Annotated in this window: 20 protein-coding genes; 13 read left to right on the top strand and 7 right to left on the bottom strand. The window is 41.7% G+C overall.

Translation table 11 applies throughout. The annotated features are described in order from the left end of the window. The first annotated feature begins 72 nt into the window (after nucleotides 1-72). The 9 genes from pyrH (at nucleotide 73) to KKZ03_RS00425 (ending at nucleotide 9750) form a co-directional block, all read left to right on the top strand. Nucleotides 73-801 (top strand): UMP kinase, encoded by a 729-nt coding sequence (gene pyrH, locus KKZ03_RS00465; RefSeq protein ID WP_243219208.1) that lies wholly within the window; start codon nucleotides 73-75, stop codon nucleotides 799-801. Continuing rightward, the gene (gene frr / locus KKZ03_RS00460; protein WP_243219204.1) at nucleotides 798-1355 is read left to right on the top strand and encodes a ribosome recycling factor; all 558 of its coding nucleotides are present in this window, start codon (nucleotides 798-800) and stop codon (nucleotides 1353-1355) included. Before pyrH ends, frr begins: the two co-directional genes overlap by 4 nt. A 13-nt stretch (nucleotides 1356-1368) precedes the next feature. Beyond that, a complete protein-coding gene (locus KKZ03_RS00455; RefSeq protein WP_243219201.1) occupies nucleotides 1369-2142 on the top strand; it encodes an isoprenyl transferase in 774 nt (257 codons plus the stop codon). 22 nt (nucleotides 2143-2164) lie between these two features. Beyond that, nucleotides 2165-3058, top strand: a complete 894-nt coding sequence (locus KKZ03_RS00450) for a phosphatidate cytidylyltransferase (protein WP_243219200.1) — start codon at nucleotides 2165-2167, stop codon at nucleotides 3056-3058. Further along, a complete protein-coding gene (gene ispC, locus KKZ03_RS00445) occupies nucleotides 3055-4239 on the top strand; it encodes a 1-deoxy-D-xylulose-5-phosphate reductoisomerase (RefSeq protein ID WP_243219199.1) in 1185 nt (394 codons plus the stop codon). The genes KKZ03_RS00450 and ispC overlap by 4 nt, the downstream gene beginning before the upstream one ends. Next, the gene (gene rseP / locus KKZ03_RS00440; protein ID WP_243219198.1) at nucleotides 4239-5600 is read left to right on the top strand and encodes an RIP metalloprotease RseP; all 1362 of its coding nucleotides are present in this window, start codon (nucleotides 4239-4241) and stop codon (nucleotides 5598-5600) included. Before ispC ends, rseP begins: the two co-directional genes overlap by 1 nt. Nucleotides 5601-5744: 144 nt before the next feature. Next, complete coding sequence (locus KKZ03_RS00435) at nucleotides 5745-6467, top strand: DsbC family protein (protein ID WP_243219196.1); 723 nt, start codon at nucleotides 5745-5747, stop codon at nucleotides 6465-6467. A gap of 198 nt (nucleotides 6468-6665) precedes the next feature. Beyond that, nucleotides 6666-7541: a hypothetical protein gene (locus KKZ03_RS00430; RefSeq protein WP_243219188.1), complete on the top strand. Its 876-nt coding sequence runs from the start codon at nucleotides 6666-6668 to the stop codon at nucleotides 7539-7541. Between the two features lie 1402 nt (nucleotides 7542-8943). Further along, nucleotides 8944-9750 (top strand): hypothetical protein, encoded by an 807-nt coding sequence (locus tag KKZ03_RS00425; protein WP_243219187.1) that lies wholly within the window; start codon nucleotides 8944-8946, stop codon nucleotides 9748-9750. A 187-nt stretch (nucleotides 9751-9937) separates the two neighbouring features. On the opposite strand, the gene mutS is transcribed toward KKZ03_RS00425, so the two are convergent. Further along, nucleotides 9938-12523, bottom strand: a complete 2586-nt coding sequence (gene mutS / locus KKZ03_RS00420) for a DNA mismatch repair protein MutS (protein ID WP_243219183.1) — start codon at nucleotides 12521-12523, stop codon at nucleotides 9938-9940. Between the two features lie 226 nt (nucleotides 12524-12749). Further along, nucleotides 12750-13136, bottom strand: coding sequence for a hypothetical protein (locus KKZ03_RS00415; RefSeq protein ID WP_243219178.1), 387 nt, complete (start codon nucleotides 13134-13136; stop codon nucleotides 12750-12752). Nucleotides 13137-13582: 446 nt separating this feature from the next. Between KKZ03_RS00415 and KKZ03_RS00410 the strand changes: the two genes are divergently transcribed. After that, on the top strand, nucleotides 13583-14062 hold the full coding sequence (locus KKZ03_RS00410; protein WP_243219177.1) for a CinA family protein: 480 nt from the start codon (nucleotides 13583-13585) through the stop codon (nucleotides 14060-14062). A gap of 94 nt (nucleotides 14063-14156) precedes the next feature. Here KKZ03_RS00410 and KKZ03_RS00405 read toward each other — a convergent pair whose 3' ends face one another. Beyond that, nucleotides 14157-14375 (bottom strand): PA3496 family putative envelope integrity protein, encoded by a 219-nt coding sequence (locus KKZ03_RS00405; protein WP_243219176.1) that lies wholly within the window; start codon nucleotides 14373-14375, stop codon nucleotides 14157-14159. A gap of 290 nt (nucleotides 14376-14665) precedes the next feature. Here KKZ03_RS00405 and KKZ03_RS00400 point away from each other — a divergent pair, with 290 nt between their 5' ends. After that, on the top strand, nucleotides 14666-15022 hold the full coding sequence (locus tag KKZ03_RS00400) for an FUN14 domain-containing protein (RefSeq protein ID WP_243219175.1): 357 nt from the start codon (nucleotides 14666-14668) through the stop codon (nucleotides 15020-15022). A gap of 138 nt (nucleotides 15023-15160) precedes the next feature. Here the strand turns inward: KKZ03_RS00400 and KKZ03_RS00395 are convergent, their stop codons facing one another. From KKZ03_RS00395 to cutA, 3 genes are read right to left on the bottom strand one after another with little or no spacing between them, the layout of a single operon-like run. Next, entirely contained in the window at nucleotides 15161-15676 is a 516-nt protein-coding gene (locus tag KKZ03_RS00395) for a TlpA disulfide reductase family protein (RefSeq protein WP_243219174.1), read from the bottom strand. Continuing rightward, nucleotides 15673-17898: a protein-disulfide reductase DsbD gene (locus KKZ03_RS00390; RefSeq protein ID WP_243219173.1), complete on the bottom strand. Its 2226-nt coding sequence runs from the start codon at nucleotides 17896-17898 to the stop codon at nucleotides 15673-15675. The genes KKZ03_RS00395 and KKZ03_RS00390 overlap by 4 nt, the downstream gene beginning before the upstream one ends. Continuing rightward, on the bottom strand, nucleotides 17886-18206 hold the full coding sequence (gene cutA, locus KKZ03_RS00385; protein WP_243219169.1) for a divalent-cation tolerance protein CutA: 321 nt from the start codon (nucleotides 18204-18206) through the stop codon (nucleotides 17886-17888). Before cutA ends, KKZ03_RS00390 begins: the two co-directional genes overlap by 13 nt. Before the next feature lie 154 nt (nucleotides 18207-18360). On the opposite strand from cutA, the gene KKZ03_RS00380 reads away from it, so the two are divergent. Further along, a complete protein-coding gene (locus KKZ03_RS00380) occupies nucleotides 18361-18798 on the top strand; it encodes an FxsA family protein (RefSeq protein ID WP_243219167.1) in 438 nt (145 codons plus the stop codon). 63 nt (nucleotides 18799-18861) lie between these two features. Here the strand turns inward: KKZ03_RS00380 and KKZ03_RS00375 are convergent, their stop codons facing one another. After that, on the bottom strand, nucleotides 18862-19098 hold the full coding sequence (locus KKZ03_RS00375; RefSeq protein ID WP_243219166.1) for a DUF2892 domain-containing protein: 237 nt from the start codon (nucleotides 19096-19098) through the stop codon (nucleotides 18862-18864). A 104-nt stretch (nucleotides 19099-19202) separates the two neighbouring features. Between KKZ03_RS00375 and uvrD the strand changes: the two genes are divergently transcribed. Then, entirely contained in the window at nucleotides 19203-21368 is a 2166-nt protein-coding gene (gene uvrD, locus KKZ03_RS00370; protein ID WP_243219165.1) for a DNA helicase II, read from the top strand. Nucleotides 21369-21415: the final 47 nt, after the last annotated feature.

The raw sequence follows: 21415 nt of genomic DNA, 5'->3' as shown, positions 1-21415 counted from the left end.
GGCAGTTCAACACAAGCGACCATGACTGTTGGCTCATGATAATCAACCTACAAAACTGACCCCGATACTACTATGACTAAACCGATTTGCCAGAGAATTTTGCTTAAGTTAAGTGGCGAGGCTTTAATGAGTGCGACAGGCGGTAGTATTGATGCCGATATAGTTAAGCGATTAGCCACTGAAATAAAAGAGCTATGTGAAGTGGGTATTCAGGTTGGTCTGGTTATCGGTGGCGGTAATATATTACGTGGTGCAGAAAAAGCTGCCGAAGGATTGGATCGGGTGACCAGTGACCAAATGGGTATGTTGGCTACGGTCATTAATGCCTTGGCCATGCAGGATGCACTGGAAGCTCACGGTCAGCAGGTCAGAGTCATGTCGGCGCTTAAAATTAACCAGGTCTGCGAGGATTATATTCGCCGTCGTGCGGTCAGGCATTTAGAAAAAGGTCGCGTGGTTATATTTGCTGCCGGCACCGGTAATCCTTTTTTCACGACTGATTCGGCTGCAAGTCTTCGAGCGATTGAAATCAATGCCGGGTTAATGATTAAAGCCACTAAAGTTAAAGGTGTATATTCAGCAGATCCCGAGAAGGTTAAGGATGCTGTATTTTATTCGCGCTTAACGTATGACGAAGCATTGGATCAGCGTCTTAATGTTATGGATACTACTGCATTGGTATTATGCCGTGATAATAATGTACCGATGCGAGTAATGAATATTTTTGAGCAAGGTGCAGTCATGAGATTAATGATGGGCGAAGAGATTGGCTCTCTTATTGAACGAGGAACAGAGTTATGATTAGTGATATTCAACAAGGTGCTGCAACCCGTATGGGTAAGAGTATTGAAGCGTTAAAGCATGAGTTCTCAAAAATCAGGACAGGCAGGGCTCACCCCAGTTTGTTGGAACAGATTAGTGTATCTTATTATGGTACAGATTCGGCGCTATCCCAAGTTGCCAATATTGCCGTTGAAGACGCGCGAACGCTAACGATCACGCCATGGGAAAAAGGCATGGTACAGGCGATTGAGAAAGCCATATTAAAGTCAGATCTTGGTTTGAACCCAGCGACCAATGGTATGACTATTCGTATTCCATTACCGCCACTGACTGAAGAACGTCGTCGTGGCTTGGTTAAAGTGGTTAAGCATGAATCAGAAAATGGTCGTGTTTCAATCAGAAATATTCGTCGTGATGCAAATTCAGAAATAAAAGAAGCCTTAAAGGAAAAAATGATTTCTGAAGATGAGGCGCGCGCAGCTGAAGAAAAAATTCAAAAGTTAACGGATCAGTATGTCAAGGAAGTAGAAAAGTTATTGGAAGCAAAAGAGGCTGATCTATTATCCATTTAATAGAGACACAATAATGCCTACTGATAATCGTAATATTTTAGAATCCGACAACAATAACAATAATCCTCGTCATATTGCCATTATTATGGATGGTAACGGCAGATGGGCACAAAACAGATTTATGCCCAGAGCTGTTGGCCATCAGGCTGGTGTTAAAGCGGTCAGGAAAATTGTCGAATATTGCGCTAATCATAAGATTGAAGTTTTAACCTTGTTTGCCTTTAGCAGTGAAAACTGGCGCAGGCCGGCAGCAGAGGTTGCACTCCTGATGACACTTTTTATAGCAACCCTGCAAAGAGAAATTAACAAGTTACATCGTAATAATATTCGCTTGCGGTTTATTGGTGATAGAACGGCATTTTCTGATAAGTTGCAGCAAAAAATGGCCGAAGGAGAGGAGCAAACTAAAGGGAATACTGATTTAACAGTAGTTGTCGCAGCCAATTATGGTGGCCATTGGGATATGTGTCAGGCATTCCAGAAAGTGGTAGAAAAAATGGCTATTGGAGAGTTGGAAGACCAGGTAATTAGTGAGCAACTTATCAATCAGTATTTATCAACGGCTGATCTGCCTGATCCTGATCTTTTTATAAGAACAGGTGGAGAGCAACGGGTCAGCAACTTTATGTTGTGGCAGTTAGCCTATACAGAATTATACTTTACAACAACTCTCTGGCCTGATTTTGACCAGAATTCACTTGAAGATGCTATCAAGAGCTTTAAAAGTCGGCAACGACGCTTTGGTCATACCAGTGAGCAAGTTCTTAATAAATCAATCACTTTATAACTTCATCAAATAGCCTACAAAAATGTTAATACAGCGAATTATAACGGCATCAGTCCTTGCCTTCTTGATTGCATTGGCCGTGTTCACCTTGCCAACGGAAAGTCTGTCATTCAATTTTTCATTGGTAATAGGTTTTATCACCCTTTTAGGGGCATGGGAATGGAGTCATTTGGCAGGCATTACTTCGCCGGTCAAGCGGAGTTTGTTTTTGTTGGCGCTGATTTTGCCAATGTTGGGTCTGCATTTTTGGACTCAAATTCTTGAATTGATTGCTCAAGCAGTTGATTGGCCCGATATCAGGGACTATTCAGGTGCGCTGGAATGGCTGGTAATACCGCCGGTTTTATTCTGGATATTGATGATGATATTAATCAGGAACACACCAACAGGGGTGTTAAATCTAAAATTGGCTGACCGTTATAAGGTCTTGATTGGCTGGTTTGTTTTATTATCAGCCTGGATGTTTTTATCCCGATTAAGAGTTTTTTATGGTCCGCAAATGACTATGTATTTTTTAATATTGATTTGGGCCGCAGACATTTCAGCGTATTTTGTCGGAAAAAAATGGGGTTCCACCAAATTGGCTCCTGAAATTAGTCCGGGTAAAACAGTAGCGGGAATGTACGGCGCATTAATCGCCGGTGCTGTTTGCGCGGCAATTTTTATTGGCTATTATGGCTATCGCGATGGTTTTATGTGGTCAAGGATATTTGATTTTGTATTGCTGTCGGTATTGACGGTGTTGGTTTCGATTTATGGCGACCTCTTTATTAGCGTCGTAAAACGTCAGTGTGGTGCAAAAGATAGCGGAACATTATTACCGGGGCACGGTGGTATTTTGGACAGAATTGACAGTATGATTGCGGCTATACCATTTTTTTATGCCGGCATAGTGCTTATCGGGCTTGATTCATGAAAGGCATATGCATACTTGGCGCGACCGGTTCCATTGGTGTTAGTACGCTGGACGTTGTTGCCAGACACCCTGATCTTTATCGCGTAGTTGCTTTAACAGCCAACAAGAATATTGACTTACTTTATGAGCAATGTGTTGAGCATCATCCTGAATATGTTGTGGTTGTTGATGAAGCTAAGGCATTGGCATTTACAGAAAAGCTAAAAAACTCGCCGATCTCCGATATTAACGTGTTGTCAGGTGCCAAGTCACTGGAGTTTGTTGCCACACTCGATAACGTTGCTTCAGTGATGGCGGCAATTGTTGGTGCAGCGGGATTGTTACCCAGTCTGGCAGCGGCCAAGGCCGGTAAAATAATTTTATTAGCCAATAAAGAAGCCTTGGTAATGTCTGGGGCTATATTTATGCAAGCCGTTGCCGAATCGGGTGCACAATTATTGCCAATCGATAGCGAGCATAATGCTATTTTTCAATGTATGCCGGCAGGTTATAAATCCGGCATGCAAGCAAAACAGGCCAGACGTATTTTATTGACCGCTTCAGGCGGGCCGTTTCGTGAAATGCCCATCGCTGACATGGCCAATGTAACGCCTGATCAAGCCGTTGCCCATCCTAATTGGGATATGGGCAGAAAAATTTCGGTTGATTCTGCAACCATGATGAATAAAGGCCTGGAAATGATTGAAGCCTGTATTTTATTCGCCATGACACCAGATCAAATACAAGTTGTGATTCATCCTCAAAGCATTATTCATTCGATGGTCGATTATGTTGATGGCACTGTATTGGCGCAAATGGGTAATCCGGATATGCGAGTGCCCATTGCTTATTCAATGGCCTGGCCGGAACGTTTTGATTCAGGTGTTGAACCCCTAAATATTTTTGATGTTCGGCGAATGGATTTTCAAGAGCCTAATCTCGAACGATTCCCTTGTTTACGCCTGGCTTATGAAGCGATCAACAAAGGCGGAATTATTCCAACTGTTTTAAATGCCGCCAATGAAATAGCGGTTGACGCCTTTTTGAATGAGCAGGTGCGTTTTACCGATATCCCCGTTATTATCGAGCGCTGTATGGCAAAGTTTGAAGTTAAACCTGCCAGCACGCTTGAGATTATCCTGGAAGCAGATCACCAGGCCAGATTGGTATCCAAACAAATTATTACCGAGCTTACCCATTAATGGAATTACTGCATACGCTGTTTTTTTTCATCATTGCCATTGGTATTCTGGTTTCATTTCATGAATTTGGACATTTTTGGGTAGCACGTAAAGTTGGCGTAAAAGTGCTGCGGTTTTCTGTTGGTTTTGGGAAAGTTTTGTGGTCTTATCAGAAAAACCCTGAGTCTACAGAGTATGTTTTATCAGCCATTCCACTTGGCGGCTATGTCAAAATGGTTGATGAGCGTGAAGGCGAAGTTAAAAAAGAAGACCTGTCTTTTGCTTTTAATCGCCAGTCTTTAGCAGGCAGAACGGCAATAGTTGCCGCCGGGCCGGTTTTTAATCTGATGCTGGCTGTAGTCTTGTTTTGGAGTGTACTGGTTATTGGTGAAACCGGTATAAAGCCGATACTCGGAGCGGTAAGTCAGGGCACATTAGCGGCTACAGCAGGTTTTGTAGAGGGCGATCAGATTCTTTCAGTCAATGATAAATTGACACCAACCTGGACTGAAGCGATGGGCGTTATCATAGCCTCTGCACTGGATGGTGATCAGGATATTAACGTTACCATAAAAAATTTTGATGATCAGCAAAGCGTCAGAATATTAAAAATTGCTGAAGGCGATACCCAAAATCCTGAAGTTTTGTACAAACAATTGGGTTTTAAACCGTGGTCACCTACCTTAAAACCGGTTATAGGTAAGGTGCTTCCTGATAGTGCTGCCTTGGCAGCGGGTTTGCGACAAGGTGATCTGATTATCAGTGCTGACGGCCAAGTGATGAAAGATTGGATGCAATGGGTAGATACGGTAAAAAATCGCCCCGGTGTTGCCATTAATCTGCTCATAGAGCGCGATGACATTCAATTACCTCTCATCATTACTCCTAAAAGTGTGCAAGTTGAACAGAAAACCGAAGGCAAGATTGGTGCGTCAGTTTTTGTTCCGGAAGATCTGATAAAGTCAGTGACTGTCGAATATGCCTTGTCGCCATTTCAAGCCATGCCGGTTGCACTTGAAACGACCTGGTATTATGCCTCTGCGACGTTAAAAATGATGGGCAGAATGTTGATTGGTAAAGCCTCGGTAGAAAACCTGAGTGGCCCTATCAGTATCGCCCAATATGCGGGACAATCCGCCGACATGGGGCTGGTACATTTCTTAAAGTTTATGGCATTGGTTAGCGTCAGTTTAGGCGTCCTTAATTTGTTGCCGGTTCCCGTGCTTGATGGTGGTCATTTATTGTTTTTTGGCCTGGAAGCTCTTAAAGGCAAACCTGTTTCAGAAAAAATACAACTCTTCTTTCAACAAGTCGGTATTGCTTTGCTCATGTCGTTAATGGCATTGGCGGTGGTTCTTGATGTACAACGATTATTTAATTAATAAATTCCTGTTCATAAAATAGTAAGGCAACGTGCAAAAACAAGTTGTCATTGCATCAGTTGCAACTTTGACAAGAGTGTTTTTGCAAGTTAGCTTAAGCTTTTTAGCCTTTAAAAAATCCAATCCTGTAAATACGAGAAAACTATGAGAAAAGTTATTAATATTGCCGCGTTAGCATTATTGGGTCTGACATTATCTAGCGCTAATGCCGATGAAACTGCCATCAGAGCTTCAATGACGAAGTCTATGCCTGCAGTAAAAATTGATTCCGTTAAGCCTTCTGAAGTTAAAGGGCTTTATGAAGTTGTCGTTGGCGCCAATATTTTTTATGTGTCTGAAGATGGTAAATATTTGCTACAAGGTCGCTTGGTTGATGTGGCGGCCCGCAAAGATTTAACAGAAGCAAAATTAAATGGCACCCGAAAACTGGCTATTGAAAAAATCGGTGTGGCTAATATGATCGTATTTAAGCCCAAGATTTCCAAATATACGGTTACGATTTTTACCGATATAGATTGTGGCTACTGTCGTAAACTTCATTCAGAGATGGATCAATATTTGGCTGAAGGCATTACCATTCAATACCTGTTTTTCCCACGCTCAGGTAAAGATACCGAGTCGTACACTAAAGCTGTATCAGTTTGGTGTGCCGATGATCGCAATGCCGCGTTAACTGCAGCGAAGAAAGATCAAAAAGTACCGGCTAAAACCTGTGAAAATCCTGTTGATGAACACATGCAATTAGGCGCTGATTTTGACGTGAAAGGTACGCCGATGATAATCTCAGAAAGCGGCACTATCTATCCGGGTTATTTACCAGCCAAACAATTGGTTGAAGCATTGGAAAACGAAAAAGATCCGAAATAAATTGATGATGCAAGGGCGACCGGTTGGTTGCCCTTGTAGCTATTTTGTTGGTAGTTTTATAGGTAATAGCTTTATCTTTGCCCTGCATCAAAGCTATTTATAGTTGACCAATGGACTCAATAAATCAATTTAGTTTGCCCCCCCGCTGACACCTAATGCGACACAGCTGAGCTTTCTTTTATGCATAAAGGAGCTATCATGATTGGTGCAGGAGGACTCGTAACACTGTCAGAAATGATATGCGGCGATCAGCCTTTTGATTACTTCCCTTATCGAAGCTCATCAAATCTGACCAGATTTTTTATAGATATTGATCTGGATTATGTTCATGATGGAACTACTCGGCGGCATTGGGTAAATGACGTCCTCAAAGAACTAAATAACAAACAGTCGGTAGCCACTGGTCTACCATCAAAAGAAATAATCAAGGTTATTGAGAGTTTGCTTTATCCAGATAGTTTTCTATCTAACGATAAGGTCGATAGAGAAAAAGCCAAAGAAGCCATAAAAGCTTGTTTAAAAAGATACGAGCTTACAATTGCAGAGCTACCGAATGGATTGGTTGCGGTCTGTTCGTTTCATGGTGAATTTATATCAACTGATTATAAAGAAGTGTCAGCGGAAAAACTCATTACATTTAAACCAAGTATTTTTCAAGTTCCAAGTAAACCTCAAAATCCAAGACTTGTTTCGGTTATGATGCCGTTTAATGCATCATTCAGAGAAACTTACGATGCTGTCAAACGCACAACTGATTATATGGAGCTTGAATGTTTGCGAGCAGATGACATTTGGAATAATTCTATATTTATTCAAGATATTTTTGATTTGATATTCTGCGCTAAGGTTGTAGTAGTAGATTTTACTGGTAGGAATCCCAATGTGATGTATGAAACCGGAATTGCTCATACACTGGGGAAAATCGTTATTCCAATCACACAGTCTATTAGCGATATTCCATCTGATCTTGGTCATCATCGTGCGTTAAAATATCTACCTAATGAACAAGGCTACAAAGATTTGAGTAATGACCTATACAAAAGGCTCAAGATCATTATGGAAAAAAATATATAACAAGACAGCTCTGTAGGGGGTCGCCGATAACTCGTAAGATGGATAAATATAGGATGGGTAGAGCGAAAGCGAAACCCATCACATGGGTAAACGGTTATGATGGGTTTCGGCTATCGCCTCTACCCATCCTATGATACTGATACCAGCGTATAGGGTAGTATTGAGGTCAGATTTGATTAATTTGCATGGCAAGTTAATGGCAACAAAGCAACCTATCAATCTTTATGCGGCTGACTGCCTTAGTATTCATTGGCAATAGCTACTGTATTTGTATTTATTGCGTCTTTCAGGGAGTCTACTGACAGTTATTGGGAGATCCTTTAGAGTTATTCTGCACTTCCTAAAACTTATTGGCTATCTCTGAGAGTTATTGGGAGTGTCGGCAGAGTGATTCAAGAATCCCAATGGTTAATTCGAGATTTCCTGCTATTTTTAGTCATTCCATTAGAGTGTGCCGACAATCCATTAAGGTTATTAGCCGCTACCAATCACTATAAATGTTAGCACCATAAGACGTGGGAATTGCCCTGAAAGACGCGGGGACTGTCCTGCAAGACAGAGGGACTGCCCTGCAAGACACAGGGATATTCCTGAAAGATAGCGGGATTATCTTGCAAGACGTAATTTGATGATTGGCAGAAAAAATAATTTAACCAAGAAGCTAATCTCGTCAGGAAAAAACCCTAAGAATAAAACTATAGCTTTTCAGATAAATAATTTCGACGCTAACGAATAGCATCTCTTTAAGCGATTTTATCCGAACAAGTTTGTAAGACGTAAATTGGAAATTTCATTTCTGAAAGTCTATAACAGATATAAAACTTTCCCAATACTTCCATAATTTCACCCCATTGGCTTTTATTGTTCTCGGGAAATGACTTTACGCCTCCCTGCGATTAATGCCTTTGGCTAAATTGTGCAGGTGATAACTGAGGTTTTAGTCGAAAATTCTATAGTTAATCCTACAGGCGACACTTTACCCATAACTGATCGCTGAAAATTAAGGCCGATATGTTAAAAAAATCGATAGAGTGTCAGGATTCTTTACACTTGCCAATATCTTAAATTAGGACATCATTTTTTCATTAGGCTGAAACGCCTTGGTTGTAGAGCTTATTATCAGGAATAACGGATAAAGAAGCTATTTTTAAGCGTTAGTGTTAATAGTCCATGTAAAGAAACGCCAGCTTAAAATCCTAAAAATTGTAAACAGATGTCAGATTTTTTTACATATTCCTTAAAACTATAAAAATTAAAGAACATAACTAGTTGAAATATATTGGCTATTTTTTATGGCATATATATTGCGCTCATAGTATTGATGCTTTTATTTAGGTATCTCTGCTTGTGCGTGCTTCTTTTTAAGTATGTATACCAATTAATTTTATAGGAATTATTTAAGATGAATCTTCTAAAGAAAAAAAACCTGAAAGCTGTTGCCGGCATTATCTTAGCTGCAGGTGCGCAGACCGCTATTGCATCGTCTTCTGCACAAGCTACTATCAATTGGGACAGTTTTAATGTGCAACTGATTGATTTGTCAGGTGGGCTTAACACACCTGTATTTAATTGGTTGTCTGAAAGTGGCAATGTTAGGTCTAATAGCGAAAACAGTGCACCTTATGACAGTCAAAGTGATTCTAATTTTGTGCCTGACTTTAGCACGACGTTGTCGACCAATACGGTAACTGCAGAGGCGCAAAGTAGCACGCTAAGAAATACCAATGTGTTGCAAGCCTATGCAGCCAGTCAACCAAGCACTTTGGCTAATTATTATGAGAACACTGCAACTGCTACTGCTCAAAATTTCGGTAATTTTGGGCTTACCGGTTATGGTATTGCACTAATTACCCTTGATTGGAACGTATCAGTAACCGGAGTCATCAATGACTCGTCAGATTATAGTTATGCCCAGGCATTTATCAACGGAAGTTTATTCGACGGTAATTATGGTTCTGGTTCAGCAAGCTCAAGCAGTTCAGGCAATAGCAGTGCTGTAAGTGGCTCATTTAGTGAAAATGGCACCTTTAGCTTTGCGGCATTTAGTAATGGGGTTGATAATGTCACCGGATCTATTAGTGCCGTCACTTATGTATCTTCTGTTAGCTCACTTTCACAAGTTCCACTCCCGAGTGCTGTTTGGTTCTTTTTGTCTGCTTTGATGGGGATTTTAGGGTTAACCCAGCGTAAAGTTGCATCGATTGCTTGAAGTAGCCAGAGGGAATATCTTGCGGGCAATTTTTTGCTGCTTTCACTGTAAATTTATTTCAGTGGGGGCTGAATCTGCTGAATTAGGGGGGGATAGGCAAGTTAAATTGCAATGCTGTTAATGCCGAGTCAAAGTAGTAGAAAACTACTTTGACTCGGCTTGGGTAGCTAACAAATTTACAAGGCAGTTATACCACCAAGCCCTTAAGTTTATAAAGCAATTCCAATGCCTGTTTGGGGCTTAAATCATCCGGTTTGATATCTTCCAGCAAGGTGACTGCGGGATGATATTCTTTCGCTGAAAATAAATCCAATTGATTAACGCCGATGGCTGTTTGTTGCTCGTTGTATGCATGATCTTCCAAATGCTGTAACTTGGTTTTGGCTTTATCTATTACTGAGCGTGGCACACCCGCTAAAGCCGCGACTTGCAGACCGTAACTTTGACTGGCAGGGCCTTCTTTAACGGTATGTAAAAAGATAATTTTGTCACCGTGTTCAACAGCATCCAAATGCACGTTATGGATGGTTTTTTGTTCATCGGCCAAAGTCGTTAATTCAAAATAATGGGTTGCAAATAACGTAAAAGCCTTGGTTTCTTTAGCCAAATGGTCGGCGCACGCCCAGGCTAATGATAAGCCGTCGAACGTACTGGTGCCACGACCTATCTCATCCATTAAAATCAGGCTTTTTGAAGTGGCGTTGTGCAGAATGTTGGCCGTTTCCGACATTTCAACCATAAACGTAGAGCGACCGCTAGCCAAGTCATCGGAAGCGCCAATGCGGGTAAAAATTTTGTCGACAGGCCCGCAAATCAAGGTTTTTGCCGGTACATAACAGCCTATGTGCGCGATTAATACGATAAGCGCGGCTTGGCGCATATAGGTCGATTTACCGCCCATATTGGGACCGGTAACGACCAGCATACGACGCTGGTTTGAAAAGATCAGATCGTTAGGTACAAAAGGTATATCGGAAACCTGTTCAACGACCAGATGCCTACCGCCTTCAATGCTTATGCCGGATTTATCAAGCAGTGTCGGTTGCGATAAATTTAAGGTTTCGGCACGTTCGGCAAAGTTGACCAGTACATCCAGTTCAGCCAGGGCCGCCGCGCATTGTTGCAGGGGGATTAAAGCCGTTGCAATAATATTGAGCAATTCTTCGTATAAGGATTTTTCAAAAGACAGGGATTTTTCTTTGGCACTGAGTACCTTATCTTCAAACGATTTTAATTCCTCGGTAATATAGCGTTCTGCGCCTTTTAAGGTTTGTTTGCGGGTGTAATGTGGAGGGACTTTTGACGCATGTAAGTGGGAAATCTCAATATAATAGCCATGGACGCGATTATAATTAACCTTAAGCGTGGAAATCCCTGTTGCTGCCTTTTCGCGATTTTCCATATCAATCAGAAATTGATCGGCATTTTGGCTTAAGTGCCGCAAATCATCCAGATCCTGATTGTAGCCCATTGCTATCACCCCGCCGTCACGAATAAGCACCGGTGGATTATCAATGATGGCTTGCTCAAGCAGCGTTAATATTTGCGGTTGTTCACCGATTTGTTTGGCGGTGTAGATCACTTGTTCATTAGCGCTGGCCGCAAGTGTCTGCTGTAAGGCAGGCAACACCGCCAGAGTATTGCGCAAGACCAATAAATCACGGGGACGCGCTGATTTTAAGGCGATGCGTGAGCTAATCCTTTCAATATCACCGACGTGCCTGAGGTGGGATTGTACGTCCTGATACAAATTACCCTTCAGTAAGCTGGCAATACAGGCGTAACGATTTTTAAGAATATGCTGGTTACGCAAAGGTCTGTTAATCCAGCGTCTTAAACAGCGACTACCCATGGCGGTGGCGGTTTTATCCAACACGCCCAACAAGGTGTAGTGCAGGTTTCCTGTAGGATGATAATCCAATTCAAGATTGCGACGACTGGAAGCGTCCAGCAAAATGCTGTCAGCACTGTTTTCTGTACGAATACCCTGAATATGGGGCAATGCCGCTTGTTGGGTGTCTTTAATATACTGTAGTAAAGCACCAGCAGCGGCAATGGCCGCCGGTAAGTTATTACAGCCAAAGCCTTTTAAATCAAGTGTATTGAATTGTTTTAACACGCGCTGTCTGGCGCTTTCCTGCTCAAAATGCCAGGATGGTCTTCTGCATAAACCGCTGCGTTGCTGTAAGTTTAAAGGCAGTGTCCAGTCTTCACTAAATAGCAGTTCAGCCGGATTAAGGCGGCCCAGTTCACTGAGTAATTGGTCTTCAGATTCTACTTGTTGCAGGACAAAGCGGCCACTGGTTAAGTCCAGGCTGGCTATGCCGTGTTGTGTGCCCAGGCTTGAACTTGTCAATACGCAGACAGCGATCAGTAAATTATCTTTCCGGTCTTCCAATAACGCTTCATCGGTGACGGTTCCGGGTGTCACAATTCGCACGACTTTACGTTCAACGGGGCCTTTAGAAGTTGCAGGATCGCCGATTTGTTCGCAAATGGCGATTGATTCACCATTTTTTAACAATCGGGCAAGATAGCCTTCTGCGGCATGATAGGGTATGCCTGCCATAGGTATTGGCAAGCCGGATGAGCTGCCACGACTGGTTAAGGTAATATCCAGTAATTGTGAGGCTTTTTTGGCATCATCAAAAAACAGTTCGTAAAAGTCCCCCATTCGATAGAATAACAAGGTATCAGGGTGGTCTGATTTGATGCGTAAATATTGCTGCATCATTGGAGTCGGCTGGTCGGTAGTTTTTTGTTTTATAATCATGGCTCTATTTTATCCGAAGTCGGATTAGGTCGCATCATAGATAACGCCATGTTTTTATATTTTTTTATCTGTTCGCAATCTGTATATAGCTTTGCAGGTCAGGCAACCGCTTTATCGTTGCCCGACATTTCGGTAGTCAAAATTGGTATGGGGTAAATCTTTCGCGCTTATTACAGCATTAAAATGTTCAGTACGAAAAGATGCGCCTGACCTACAACGCTAATTATTACTTTTTATTAAAATAATAATAGCCGCCAAACTTACCTTTCAGGGTCATTTTTTTATCGTCTATATCTACTACTGTATATTGGTCAAAGCGGCTGCTACCTACAATAGCAACGTTTAATTTACCGTCCTCTATGTCATAAATTACCGGTGGTTGATCGTAATAAATTCCTTCGCGAGGAATATGTAAGATCGTTACTTTGCCATCTTTAAATACCCAGGTATCTTCGCGCGTAACAGATTGCTTATCGTTTAAAGAATTTTTGGTGGATTCCAATTTCCAGGTACCTTGAACTTCTTCTTTAGATTTCAAAGCAACATCCGCATAAGCAACGCTTCCAAACACGGACAATCCCAATAACGCTGCTGCCAGTTTTATTTTTTTCATTATCATTTTCCTTTATTAAAATCGAATAATAGCCTAATCATTTTACCCATCGACCGGTGAGAACTAAAGAACTATTACCTTATTGAGTAAGTAATGTGGATAATATCTTTCAAAATCACAGCGGGAAAGTACTTTAAAAATTCGTTAATCCACTGAATGTGGAAATAAAAAAATTGAGTCAAAGTCACGATGGCATAGTATCGAAAAAATCCTATGAAAAAAGCAGTCGTTTATTTAAACGCACCCTATAGTCCGAGATTCTGAAATATGCTCAATGTTGGTCCGCGAAGTAAGAGAGGAGAGTGGTCGGATTGGTGGATAATCCAAAAATCTAAAACATAGAATGTTCGACATGAAAGTACAGCTAATCATCAGAATCTGCTAGTCGGTGGTTTTTGCTTTATAATCAGGGCTCTATTTTATTTGAAATTGCATGAGGTCACAGCATGGATAATGAATTATTTGAAATTGCCCAGCAATTGGGTCAGTTACTAAAGTTAAACGATAAAAAAATAGCCACAGCCGAATCATGTACTGGTGGCTGGATTGCTCAAGTAATAACAGAAGTTTCGGGGAGCTCTGCCTGGTTTGACAGAGGGTTTGTGACTTATAGTAATGCGGCAAAAATGCAAATGTTGGGTGTCAAGCCTGAGACTCTGGATGAGTTTGGTGCGGTGAGTGTTGAAACGGCAACCGAGATGGTTAATGGTGCCTTAGCACAAAGTAATGCGGATTGTGCTATTGCGGTGACTGGCATAGCAGGGCCTGATGGCGGCACAGCAGAAAAACCGGTAGGCACTGTATTTATTGCCTGGGCATACAAAAACAAGAATGTTAAGGTGATTCAAGAGAAATTAACGGGCAACAGGCATGATATTAGAAGACAAACTGTTAAAATTGCACTTGAGGGAGTGGAGATAGGATAATAAAAAACATAAACCTAGCATAATGCCTATGCCCGGTATTAGTTAAATAGTATATTTCGCCATGATGATAATAGATTTATTTGGTTAGTTAGGATCAGAAGCCAAATTCAGATTCATCGAAATCGTCAAACTGTTCTTTTAAGCGTTTTTTTTCCCAATAGATTTCTATTTTTCTGCGTGAATCTCTTTTGACGGTGACTTCTTCAATACTTTCGGTCAGTGATACAAAATCACCACCTTCAAAAATATCATCGTCATCGGTATCTACTTCCGGTTTGTTTTTTGCGCTGGGTTTAGAGGATGCTTTAGTCATTTTTATACTCCCGATAATAAACCCACATTAAAATCGTAAAATAGTAGAATGTAAAGTAAAAATATATCTATGCCTATAATTATGCATCAAACAAATAATATAGATATTAAGCATAAGTAATCTTTGTAGGGCAAGTATCATTATGTCGTTATATGATGCGAGTTATAAATATTTTTATAATCGCTTTAATATATGGAATACCGATAAAGATTATTGCGACTGTAAGTGCACTTGGTATAATTTCGGTGATATTGATGATGTCGGATTAATGGCTACTTAACGAAAAGAAAATGACTTTTATAAAAAATAATACTGTCGACGTACCTTCTGCCAACGAGATTTTTTCTTCAGATTTTATGATTGGTAATGTGGGCACGCCATTCGCCATTGGTTTGGCCGTGGGTTATTTTGCAAAAAAAATGCTATTGATAGCCTTGTTTTTGTGTGGCGCGGCAATCGTATTACTGTTTGTTAGTGAACATTTTGGTATTACAAAAATAAGTGATGTTAATTTACAACAGGCCGCTGATTCAGCAACCGATGCTGTCAAACAATCAGGTGATTTTTTGGTTAAACGTCTGTCGAGTATTACCAGCAAAGGTGTCAGTGCCGCCGGCGGTTTCTTTGTTGGATTTAAGCTGGGCTAGATTTTTAACAGAGTTATCAACTTTGCAAGTTGAGCCGTAGAAGTTAAATAATACCGTATTTAGTTAAAGTGCACACCACGCCCCATAGACTTTGTTGGTTGATTGGATAATAGTCGGCTTGCCGGTAAAAAGGCCATATTATTGAAGTAGCGGCTTAACAATCGCCATTATTTTTTCCCGCGAAAACTCACCCGGTTGCCGGTGTATGATCTGCCCTTGTTGGTTAACAATAAGGGTAAAGGGGACTGCATCAATAACGTTACCTAGTTGATGAGCGAGAGCGATGCCGTTAACCTCGCCGATTAATACCGGGTAATTGATTTTAGTTGAAGCAAGGTATTTTTCAACCGACTCCTGGTCGTCTATCGCGATGCCGATAAATTGCACGTCTTTAGCCGCGTATTGTTCCTGTAGCGCTATAAATTCAGGTATTTCTTTGATACAGGGCGGACACCAGGTTGCCCAGAAATTAATGATACGAATTTTTCCTTGCCACTCTGAAATATTATGTTGATTACCGGTTACATCGGGTAAGTTAAAATCCGGTAAAGGGCTTGGCTTGGTTTGTTCGGTGGGTGATAAAAATCCTCTAACCATAATGCCTCCACCCAAAGCAAGCAATGCGGCAATGATAATCAGCCCTGTTGGTTTCATAATTTTACTCGTTGTAAAGTGTTGATAAAGGTTTCAGCATCTTGATAACCGATTACCCGGTGAGCGGCTTTTTCTTGATTATTGGTACTAAAAAATAAAATGGCGGGCGGTCCAATGAGGTTAAATTTTGCCAGTAAGGCTTTGTCGTCATCAGAGTTTTTAGTGACATCTGCTTGCAATAGCACAAAGCCGTTAAGTGCTTGTTTAACTTTAGGATCTGCAAAGGTGTAAGCTTCCATTTCTTTACACGATATACACCAGTCGGCATAAAAATCCAGCATGACCGGTTGATGGTTTGCACTGGCTTGCTGAATTCTGCTTTCCAGGGCTGATAATGACGCCACTTTTTCAAAAACAAGTCCTTGTTCAGTAGCTTGGGCATTATTGATGCCAAATCCCTGCAGTGGTTTTAAAGGGTTGCTGTTACCCATACTAAAGCCTATTAATAACAACAGGCCGTAAGCAAGCATGATTAATCCCACGCCTTTCCATAACTTGCGCCAACCGGAACTATTCTCCGGGAGTGAATCAATGGCGCTGAGATAAATAGCCGGAAGGATTAGCAACATCGCCCATAGTAAAATAGTGATTGAGGGCGGCAAAATACGACTAAGCATCCAGACGGCGACCGCCAGCATAATAACGCCAAAAACAGCTTTGGTCGAATAAAGCCAGGTTCCTGCTTTAGGTAATAATTTACCGGCAGATGCGCCCAATAATAATAATGGAACCCCCATACCTAAGCCCATGGCAAACAAGGCGCTACCGCCTAATAAGGCGCTCCCGCTTTGACCGATAAAAATAAGTGCGCCTGCCAGCGGTGCAGCAACACAGGGACCTACAATCAACGAGGATAAGGCACCCATGATGGCAGCTCCCCAGAGCGAGCCATCACGGTGCCTTTCGCTGGAATTATGCAGTTTGGTTTTTAGTGAGTTGGGTAGTTCCAGTTCATAAAAACCAAACATGGATAAGGACAGCAACACAAAAATGGCACTGAACAGGACAACTATCCAGGGTTGCTGAAAAGTTGTTTGTAAATTGCTGCCGAATAATGCCGCGAGTATGCCAAACACTGTGTAAGTGAAAGCGGAGGCGACGACATAACTAAGGGACAGTAAAAATGCTCTGGCGGTGGTAATGCGATTACCATGACCTACTATAATGCCCGATAAAATGGGAATCATCGGAAAAATACAGGGCGTCATCGACAATAATAAACCAAAGCCAAAAAAGCTGAGTAATGTCATCGCCAGACTATCATTTTTTAACGATTGTACAATCTGATCTTGTTCAGAAATAGCCGGCGGTGCTTGGGTAACGGCTACCGACATAATGTTCTGGACAGCAGGGAGTTCCAGGTCAATTTTTTTAGTCATCGGCGGATAACAAACGCCACGATCAGCACATCCCTGAAAGCCGGCTTGTAGGGTAATGGAGTTTGTTGAGCTGTTTGTGCGGATAATGGGCAGGTCAAAGCCAAGTTCGTTATAGAAGGTTTCAACCTGGCCAAAGGCTTCATCGTGTTTAGGTATGCCTTGAGGTATTACGTAAGGTCCCAATTGATTGCCGGTTTCATTGGTTAATTCAAGTTGGATTTTCTCACGATAAAGATAATAGCCTTTGGCAATTTCCCAGTTAACATGGATTGTGTTGGCATCTTTGATGGTCGCAAAAAACTGGAACGCTTGTTCAGCAGGCAATAATTCATCTTGAGTGGGGTCAAGTTTTAATCCGGGAAGTTTCTTTAGCAGGCGCTCAAGTGGATTATCATTAGTGACTGGTGTCGCTACGGGTAAAATAATATCAATGATTTTCTTCTGCGGCGGATAACAGATGCCTCTATCGGCACAGCCTTGATATTGTACCAGCAGCTTTATGGAAGGCGTTTGGTTTGCCACTACTAAAGAGACCGGTATTTGTAGATGGTTACGGTAAATAACAACATCGCCAAAGTTTTCATCGTGTTTGGTTTTACCGGCCGGAAAAATAGGGGGCACTATCCGGATTTGTTCAGTTTTGGAGGTAAACTGAATTTTATCGCGATAAAGGTAATAACCTTCGGCAATATCCCAGGAAATTTCAAGCTGATCGGTTGTGATTGCTTTGACAGAAATTTTAAATGCCTGATCGGGAGGCAGTAGTTCTTGTTCGGCCACGACAACAGCCGAATGTGTGAGCAATAAGATAAAACAGAAAAAAATTAGTTTTAAGAATGGCATGAATCAATCCAATGCAGATATTCAGGTAAGCCGTTTTCAACAGGGACGGCAATTATTTCAGGAAGCTCGTAAGGATGGTGCTTTTTTATAGTGGTTTCAATCGTTTGATAACTACTTTTATTGGCTTTAATCAGTAATAAATATTCTTGGGCAGATTCTGTTTGTTCTTGCCAGCGATAAACAGAAGTAATACCCGGCAAAATGTTGACACAAGCAGCCAGTTTATCGTTTACAAGTAAGTGGGCAATTTTTTCTGCGGTCTTTTTATCGGGGCAAGTGCAAAGCGTTATTTGATAATGAGTCGGCATTTTTTGGGATAGTAATACGCAAAGATGGATATTATCCTAGAAATTATACTGGATTGCCTTTATATTGTAGGTATAAGGTTAAAGATGCAAGTAGTAAGACGTAAATAGCCGATTTTTAGCTGTTATTAAATAACTTAAGAGTAAGAGTATATAGATGAAAGTTTTCCAAATTTTGTTTCTGGTGGTTTTGATTATTCCCTTTGCGGAAATTTATTTGCTACTGCAAGTAGGCAGCATGATTGGTGCTTTACCGACTATTTTTTTAGTGGTGTTTACTGCCGCTTTGGGTGCTTGGTTATTAAGGCTGCAAGGCTTTGCCACTTTTCGGCGGTTTCAGGAGAGTCTTGCGCAAGGCGTGATACCTGCTTATGAAATGATTGAAGGTCCCATTATTCTGTTGGGTGGTTTATTATTGTTAACCCCCGGATTTATTACAGATATCTTGGGCTTTATTTGTTTAATTCCATCTTTACGCAAAAAACTTGCCCAGTATGTGATTGAAAATCGTCTTATTCAGGCTGGCGGACCTTTTCAGCAAGAAAAAACTGCTGAAAAAAATATTTTGGAAGGTGAATTTCACAAGGATGAATAAAGCAGTAAAAAGCTGTCAGGCGCAAGGAAAAAGGGTCTTATTCAGCTTGCGCCTTTGTGTTTGTTAGCTGTTTGTAGAGCTATCGTCAGTGGTACAGGTATTTTTATTAAACCCTGAGTATGCAGGGCACCAGCCGGTAAATCCGGTTGCAAGAATAATCATGCCAATCAGTAAAAAAGCAATTGAGGCGGTAAAAATTGAAACGGCAATTAATGCAGCGCCTCCGTATATGCGGTATTTTTTCTCTTTCTCGCCGACATTGTGTTCAAATTTAATCATACGCTTATAATCAAAACTCATCTTAATCTCCTTCTGTTTAATTGTTATTATTAAAGTAATGGTTTTTTAGCCATTATAATTTCAAACAATATACACAGCTCTAAAAAATGTGCAAGCGATAACAAATGGATATTACAAAAATTATAGATCCTCTTAATGACGCCCAGCGGCAGGCGGTGACTGCACCCTCTCAAGCCATGCTGATATTGGCTGGTGCCGGTAGTGGAAAAACCCGGGTATTAGTGCATCGTATCGCCTGGCAGATACAGGTAGAAGGCGTATCAGCGCAAGCTATTTTAGCGGTAACTTTTACCAATAAAGCCGCAAGGGAAATGCGTGGAAGAATTGAGGAGCTGCTTAAAATATCTGCTAATACCCTATGGATAGGTACTTTTCACGGGATAGCGCACCGTTTGTTAAGGCGGCATGCAAAAGAGGCGAAATTACCGGAAACCTTTCAGATCATGGATTCAGGAGACCAGTTAAGAGTTATCAAGCGTTTGTTAAATACGCTTAACTTTGATGATTCCAAGTGGCCGCCACGGGAAGTGCAATGGTTTATCAATGCCCAGAAAGATGAAGGTATCAGGGCGCGGTATATGGTCGAGACAGGCGATATGCAGCAACGGCAAATGCTGGGAGTTTATCGAGCTTACGAGGAGCTTTGTGATCGATCCGGTTTGGTAGATTTTGCCGAGTTACTGTTACGTGCGCATGAATTGTTACGCGATAATCAGCATTTGCTGGATTTTTATCAGCAGCGTTTCCGGCATGTTCATGTTGATGAGTTTCAGGATACCAATACCATTCAATATGCCTGGCTCCGGCTATTGACAGATGGCATGGATAACCTGTTTGTAGTCGGTGATGACGATCAGTCCATTTATGGCTGGCGTGGTGCAAAAATTGAAAATATTTACAGCTTTCAAAAACATTATCCCAATCATCAGGTCATCAAGCTGGAACAGAATTATCGCTCCACTGGCACCATTCTTAAGGCGGCTAACCAGATAATTGCCAATAATGCCGGACGCATGGGTAAAGAGTTGTGGACCAATGCCGGTGACGGCGATTTAATCTCTTTGTACACGGCTTTTAATGAACAGGATGAGGCTTATTTTGTAGTCGAGCGTATCAGAGCCTGGATCAATGAGGGCGGTCTTCGCAGTGATGCCGCTATTTTATATCGATCCAATGCCCAGTCCCGTCAGTTTGAAGAAAAATTGATGGCTACCGGTACACCTTACCGTGTTTATGGCGGGTTGCGTTTTTTTGATCGTGCAGAAATTAAAAATGCACTGGCTTACCTGCGGCTGATGTCCAACCGTCATGATGATGCCTCCTTTGAGCGGGTTATTAACACGCCAACGAGGGGTATAGGCGCTAAAGCTATCGATGATATACGCAGCATAGCCCGTGATCAGACTTTGTCATTATGGGCTGCAGCGATTGTGTTGATTAATGAGCGTGCCATGACGGCACGCGCGACCAATGCCTTAATTGGCTTTTTGGAGCTAATCAAGTTATTAACCAAAGAAACAGATGGTCTGGAGCTTTATGAAAAGGTTAAGCTGGTTGTTGAAAAATGCGGGTTGATTGAGCTTTATAATAAAGAAAAAATGGATAAGGGCGAGGAGAAAATAGAAAACCTCGAAGAGTTAGTCAACGCTGCGCGTCTTTTTGATTTCGATCAGGAAAATCAAGAAAATATGGGCGAACTGGATATGTTCCTTAGCCATGCTGCCCTGGAGTCTGGAGATAGTCAGGGCGATGATTTTGATGACTGTGTGCAACTTATGACCATTCATTCTGCGAAAGGCCTGGAGTTTAAGTTGGTTTTTCTGGTGGGTATGGAAGAGGGTTTGTTTCCGTCACAACAATCTGTTGATGATGTAGTCCGTTTGGAAGAGGAGCGCAGGCTTTGTTATGTCGGGATTACCCGGGCCATGCAGCAATTGTATTTAACTTATGCAGAATCCAGGCGGTTATATGGCCGTGAAACTTATCCCGGACCGTCACGATTTTTACGCGAAATTCCCTCTGAATTTTTGCAGGAAGTGAGGCTGCGAGCGACAATCAGTCGTCCGGTTACTGCAGTAAAACCGAAAGCTTTATCTTTACAGGCAACTGGAAGTTATAAGCTTGGACAGCGAGTGGGTCATGCAAAGTTTGGTGAAGGCACAGTCTTGCAACTGGAAGGATCTGGTGCGCAGGAAATGGTACAGATTAACTTTAAAGAGGTCGGCGTTAAATGGCTAATGCTGGCTTATGCCAAGTTGGATGTTTTGTAGGGGGGAGTTTTTGTAGTTTCATTAAGCCGGTTTTTATAGCGGTAGAT

Origin of the sequence: Methylobacter sp. S3L5C (genome assembly GCF_022788635.1) — a bacterium.
Taxonomy (GTDB): domain Bacteria; phylum Pseudomonadota; class Gammaproteobacteria; order Methylococcales; family Methylomonadaceae; genus Methylobacter_C.
The sequence above is the reverse complement of the archived record's forward strand: the minus strand, read 5'-3'. Positions and strand labels throughout refer to the sequence as shown.

Coding starts and splice junctions, on each gene's coding strand:
- pyrH (WP_243219208.1), top strand. CDS start 73: ATGACTAAACCGATTTGCCAGAGAATTTTGCTTAAGTTAAGTGGCGAG.
- frr (WP_243219204.1), top strand. CDS start 798: ATGATTAGTGATATTCAACAAGGTGCTGCAACCCGTATGGGTAAGAGT.
- KKZ03_RS00455 (WP_243219201.1), top strand. CDS start 1,369: ATGCCTACTGATAATCGTAATATTTTAGAATCCGACAACAATAACAAT.
- KKZ03_RS00450 (WP_243219200.1), top strand. CDS start 2,165: ATGTTAATACAGCGAATTATAACGGCATCAGTCCTTGCCTTCTTGATT.
- ispC (WP_243219199.1), top strand. CDS start 3,055: ATGAAAGGCATATGCATACTTGGCGCGACCGGTTCCATTGGTGTTAGT.
- rseP (WP_243219198.1), top strand. CDS start 4,239: ATGGAATTACTGCATACGCTGTTTTTTTTCATCATTGCCATTGGTATT.
- KKZ03_RS00435 (WP_243219196.1), top strand. CDS start 5,745: ATGAGAAAAGTTATTAATATTGCCGCGTTAGCATTATTGGGTCTGACA.
- KKZ03_RS00430 (WP_243219188.1), top strand. CDS start 6,666: ATGATTGGTGCAGGAGGACTCGTAACACTGTCAGAAATGATATGCGGC.
- KKZ03_RS00425 (WP_243219187.1), top strand. CDS start 8,944: ATGAATCTTCTAAAGAAAAAAAACCTGAAAGCTGTTGCCGGCATTATC.
- mutS (WP_243219183.1), bottom strand. CDS start 12,523: ATGATTATAAAACAAAAAACTACCGACCAGCCGACTCCAATGATGCAG.
- KKZ03_RS00415 (WP_243219178.1), bottom strand. CDS start 13,136: ATGAAAAAAATAAAACTGGCAGCAGCGTTATTGGGATTGTCCGTGTTT.
- KKZ03_RS00410 (WP_243219177.1), top strand. CDS start 13,583: ATGGATAATGAATTATTTGAAATTGCCCAGCAATTGGGTCAGTTACTA.
- KKZ03_RS00405 (WP_243219176.1), bottom strand. CDS start 14,375: ATGACTAAAGCATCCTCTAAACCCAGCGCAAAAAACAAACCGGAAGTA.
- KKZ03_RS00400 (WP_243219175.1), top strand. CDS start 14,666: ATGACTTTTATAAAAAATAATACTGTCGACGTACCTTCTGCCAACGAG.
- KKZ03_RS00395 (WP_243219174.1), bottom strand. CDS start 15,676: ATGAAACCAACAGGGCTGATTATCATTGCCGCATTGCTTGCTTTGGGT.
- KKZ03_RS00390 (WP_243219173.1), bottom strand. CDS start 17,898: ATGCCATTCTTAAAACTAATTTTTTTCTGTTTTATCTTATTGCTCACA.
- cutA (WP_243219169.1), bottom strand. CDS start 18,206: ATGCCGACTCATTATCAAATAACGCTTTGCACTTGCCCCGATAAAAAG.
- KKZ03_RS00380 (WP_243219167.1), top strand. CDS start 18,361: ATGAAAGTTTTCCAAATTTTGTTTCTGGTGGTTTTGATTATTCCCTTT.
- KKZ03_RS00375 (WP_243219166.1), bottom strand. CDS start 19,098: ATGAGTTTTGATTATAAGCGTATGATTAAATTTGAACACAATGTCGGC.
- uvrD (WP_243219165.1), top strand. CDS start 19,203: ATGGATATTACAAAAATTATAGATCCTCTTAATGACGCCCAGCGGCAG.